The sequence below is a fragment of the Kitasatospora sp. NPDC059571 genome (assembly GCF_042735675.1).
In the GTDB taxonomy this organism is placed as follows: domain Bacteria; phylum Actinomycetota; class Actinomycetes; order Streptomycetales; family Streptomycetaceae; genus Kitasatospora.
Map to the genome: position 1 here is coordinate 1 of NZ_JBHWBW010000566.1, position 4668 is coordinate 4668.

The 4668-nt window shown below is 70.2% G+C and carries 3 protein-coding genes; 2 read left to right on the plus strand and 1 reads right to left on the minus strand.

The genetic code is table 11. The annotated features are described in order from the left end of the window. Positions 1–252: 252 nt before the first annotated feature. Positions 253–1566 carry an extracellular solute-binding protein gene (locus ACFV0G_RS35600; protein WP_380556879.1) on the minus strand — a complete coding sequence of 438 codons (1314 nt, stop codon included), beginning with the start codon at positions 1564–1566 and terminating at the stop codon, positions 253–255. A gap of 558 nt (positions 1567–2124) precedes the next feature. Between ACFV0G_RS35600 and ACFV0G_RS35605 the strand changes: the two genes are divergently transcribed. Then, positions 2125–3426 (plus strand): extracellular solute-binding protein, encoded by a 1302-nt coding sequence (locus ACFV0G_RS35605; RefSeq protein WP_380556881.1) that lies wholly within the window; start codon positions 2125–2127, stop codon positions 3424–3426. A gap of 157 nt (positions 3427–3583) precedes the next feature. Beyond that, positions 3584–4642, plus strand: coding sequence for an SIS domain-containing protein (locus ACFV0G_RS35610; protein WP_380556883.1), 1059 nt, complete (start codon positions 3584–3586; stop codon positions 4640–4642). Positions 4643–4668 lie beyond the last annotated feature (26 nt).

Sequence of the window (4668 nt, forward strand, 5' to 3'; positions counted from 1 at the left end):
CCATAAGACATGACAGAACCAGGCTGGTGGGCCGTCACCGCGCCGACCATCACGGCCGACAACCCGCCCGCCAAGCGAACCCCGCCCGGCCCCCGCGGGCGCGCGGGCCGCGGCCCCCCGCCCCGCGCCCCCAGCCCGCCCACGGCCCCCGGGGGGGGGTGGGCGGCGAGCCGGCGCGGCCCCCACCCCCTTCGGCGCTCGGTGCCGGCGGCCCGGGAGTCCGGCGGAACTCCCGGGCGCGCCTCAGCGGGTTCAGCCGTTCAGGTCCTTGACGACCGAGTCCTCGGCCTTCTTGAGCTCGGCGGCCGGGTCGCCGCCGGCGGCGATCGCACCGAAGGCGTTCTTCAGCGCGGTCTCGTCGGCACCGGACCACAGCGGCGAGTTCGGGATGAACCAGGTCTGGCCCTCGGCCGCGTCACCGGTGGCCTTGTTGGCCGGAGCGGCGGCCTTGTAGGCGGCGACCAGGTTCTTGGCGTTCGGGATCGCGAACTTGGCCAGCGCGGTCTGCTGCTGGGTGTTGGTGAAGATCTGCAGGAAGGTCGCGCCCAGGCCCGGGTTGGCGGCCTTGGCCGGGACGGCCAGGTCGGAGCCGCCGAGGAAGGCCGGGGTCGGGGCGCCCGCGGCGGTGCCCGGCAGGGCGATGGTGGCGAGCTTGTCCTTCAGGCTCGGGTCACCGGTCTTCGGGTCGGCGACCGAGCCGACCTCCCAGCCGGCGCCGACGATGGCGGCGATGTTGCCCTTGGCCATCAGGGCGTCCTGGGTGGCCTCGTCGGTGGTGGTGCCGCCGACCGAGAAGGTCTTCTGCAGGTCGTTCCAGGTCTTGACGCCCTCGACGAACTTCGGGTCGGTCAGGGTGCCGGTCCACTTGTCGCCGCTCGACTTGGCGACGATGCCCTTGACGCCGAAGGTGCCGGCGCCGAAGGAGGCGGCGGTGTACCAGTTCTGGCCCGGGAGGTAGAGGGCGGAGAAGTTCGGGGTGGCGGCGTTGGCGGCCTTGACCTTGGTGAGGGCGTCCTTCAGCTCGGCCAGGGTGGTCGGCGGGTTGGTGACGCCGGCCGCGGCGAACAGGTCCTTGCGGTAGATCAGGACGCGGGCACCGGCGTAGTACGGGATCGCGTAGGTCTTGGAGCCGTCCGCGGTCTGGCCGGAGGCGGCGAGCGAGTCCAGGTACTTGTCGGAGTTGTCGAACTGCGACTTCACGCCGGTGAGGTCGACGAAGGAGCCGGCCTCGATGTACTTGGCGGTCTGGGTGTTGCCGAGCTCCAGCGCGTCGGGGGCGTTGCCGGAGAGCAGCGCGGTGTCGAGCTTGGTGGTGTAGTTCGTCCAGGTCTGCCACTGGATGTCGACGTCGGCGCCGGTCTGGTCCTTGAACTGCTTCTTGGCGGCCTCGACGACGTCCGGCCAGCCCTTCTGCGCGTCGTCCATCAGCCAGACGGTGATCTTCTTGCCCTTGCCGTCCTTGCTGAGGGTCGCCTGCTTGGCGTCGCCGGAGGAACCGGACGAGGAGCAGGCCGAGGCGACGAGCACAGTGGCAATGGCGGCCACGGCGGCGAGCTTGCGGTTCAAACCATCCTCCAGAGGGATGAGCAAGGGATGGCACCGGGCTGTTGGGCCAAGGCCCTGAAGCGGCGTGCCGGGGGGAGTGTCACCGGTGGGAGCGGGGGTGGACGAGCGGGGGTGGAGCTGCTGACCGGCTTGAGGAGTAGACCATTGGTGTAGACCAACTGCCCTGGAGATTGGCATGGACCAAAGAACACCGTCAAGGGTTTCGCGCCGGCTCCGCGCACACCGTTATCAACGCTTGACACGCCCGTGTGCGTCTGGTGGCCGAGGGGCCTTGGACTGGACCATCCCGCCGGGCAAAAGGTGCGGACCGGGCATGAAACGCCATAGATGGTCGACAAACCACCGCCAGCCCTAACGCACCCTCAACTGCCCCTTAAGAGGCCCTCAAGGGAGCGTGTGGTGAGTGTGCAGTCACGCAGCGCGCACGCTTGGCAACGGCTCTGCAACGACTGGTGCGTGTGTGCCGGTGCGCCGTTGACGCGACAAGTGGTCTGGTCCACGCTCGCTCAAACTGGTCTGTACCAAAGCGCAGACCTTCACCCGACCCTGGAGGAAAGCGTGAAGCGTCGGCTGACAGCGGCGATCGGTGCCGCGGCCCTGGCGGCCGCGGTCGCGGGGTGCAGCAGCACGCCGGGCGGGGCGTCGGCGAACGACCCCTCGAAGCCGGCGAACGCGACCGGGACGGTGAACGTCTGGCTGATGGGCGAGGCCCAGAGCAGCTGGCCGGAGCTGGTCCAGCAGGTCAACGACGAGTTCGCGGCGAAGTACCCGAAGGTCGAACTCCGCCTCCAGTACCAGACCTGGAAGGACAAGATCGGCAACCTGGACGCCGCGCTCCAGGCCAACAACCCGCCGGACGTCGTCGAACTGGGCAACACCGAGACGATGAAGTACATCCTCAACGGCTCGCTCGCCACGGTGGACCGCACGTCGTTCGACAACAACGACACCTGGATCCGAGGCCTCGTCAACACCTGTACCTACCAGGGCAAGCTGTTCTGCGTGCCGTACTACGCCGGCGCCCGCGTCGCCCTCTACAACTCGGCGATGTTCCAGGAGGCGACCGGGAGTTCGCAGGTCCCGGCCACCGAGGACGAGCTGCTCTCCGCGCTCGACCGGATCCAGGCGAAGAACCGGGGCGGCGCCTTCTCCGCCCTCTACCTGCCCGGCCCCTACTGGTACGCGGCCATGTCCTACGTCGCCGCGTACGGCGGCACGATCGCGCGCTTCGACAACGGCGGCCGCTGGCACGGCACGCTCAACGAGGCCAAGGCCCAGGACGGCATCGCGCACTTCGTCGAGCTGGTGAAGAAGTACAACCACGGCGACCTGACGGCCAACGAGCTGAACCAGGCCGCGGTGCTCGGCAAGCACAAGACCGCGATGCTGTACGGCAACGGCTGGGAGGCCTCGGCGGCGCTCGACCCGCTCTCCGGCGACCCCAAGCTCAAGGACGCCGTCAAGGTCGCCGGCATGCCCGGCCCCAACGGCAAGCCGCTGCCGTCCTTCATCGGCGGCTCCGACCTCGCGGTGACCGCGAAGTCGCCGGTCCAGGAGCTCGCCAAGGACTGGATCCGGATGTTCACCAGCACCAGGTCGGAGCAGATCCTGGCCGACAAGGAGACCCTGCCCAACAACCTCACCCAGCTGGCACCGCTCAAGGAGAATCCGGCCACCGCGGCCGCCGCCAACGCCGTCCCGGACGCCTGGTTCACCCCGGTCGCGCCCGGCTGGGCCGCCGTGGAGAAGCAGAACGTGCTGGTCGACATGCTCAATGCGATCTTCTCCGGCACCTCGGTCGACCAGGCCACCAAGACCGCCGACGCCAAGATCGACCAGCTGATCAACAACCCCTCCTGATCCGCGGACCGGGCTCCGGAGTGTGCTCCGGGGCCCGGGCACCCGTAGGATCGTCGGGGAACACCCACCGCAGCGAGTGTGCGGACTCGCCGCCGTCATGAGGTCCCCGCCGGGCATTCGCCCGCCGGGGTTGAACCATCTCAACGGAGGCACCACGATGTCCGACCCGCAGACCGTCTCTGTCCCTGGCAGGATCATGGCGGCGGAGATGGCCGAGCAGCCGGCCGTCCTGCAGCGCATCCTCGACGAGGGCGCCCCGAGGATCCGCGAGATCGCGGCGGAGATCGCCGCCCGCAACCCGCGCTTCGTCCTGCTCACCGCCCGCGGCACCTCCGACAACGCCGCGCTGTACGCCAAGTACCTGATCGAGGTCCTGCTGGGCAAGCCGGCGGGCCTGACCTCCATGTCCACCACCACCGCCTACGGCGCCAAGCCCGACCTCGCCGACTGCCTGGTGATCACCGTCAGCCAGTCCGGCGGCTCGCCCGACCTGGTGGCCTCCACCAAGGCCGCCCGCGAGGCCGGCGCCATCACCCTGGCGGTCACCAACAACGCCGACTCCCCGCTGGCCGAGGTCTCCGAGTTCCACATCGACGTCCTCGCGGGCCTGGAGAAGGCGCTGCCGGCCACCAAGACCTACACCGCCGAGCTGCTCGCGCTGTACCTCTTCGTGGAGGGCCTGCGCGGCGGCGAGGGTGCGGCCGCCAAGGACCTGCCGGGCCTGGCGGCCGGCATCCTGGAGCGCCGCGAGGAGGTCAGGGCCCTGGCCGAGCGGTACCGCTTCGCCCAGCGCCTGGTCATCACCTCGCGCGGCTACGGCTACCCGACCGCCCGCGAGGCGGCGCTGAAGCTCATGGAGACCACGTACATCCCGGCCTCGCCGTTCTCCGGCGCGGACCTGCTGCACGGCCCGCTCGCCATGGTCGACAACGTCTCGCCGGTGATCGCGATCGTCCCGGACGGCAAGGGCGGCGAGGCGCTCCAGCCCGTGCTGGACCGGCTCCGCGGCCGGGGCGCCGACCTCGTGGTGATCGGCCAGCAGGCCCAGGTGGAGGCGGCCTCGGCCGGCTTCGCACTCCCGGCCGGGGTGCCCGAGGAGGTCCAGCCGATCCTGGAGATCCTGCCGCTGCAGCAGCTGGCCTACGAGGTCACCATCGCCCGCGGCCAGGACCCGGACGCGCCGCGCGCCCTCGCCAAGGTCACCGAGACCAGGTAGCCCACCCGCAACGCAGATGCCGAAGG

What these genes read in the sequence shown, in the direction of transcription:
- ACFV0G_RS35610 (WP_380556883.1), top strand. Translation starts at nt 3,584, where the DNA reads ATGTCCGACCCGCAGACCGTCTCTGTCCCTGGCAGGATCATGGCGGCG.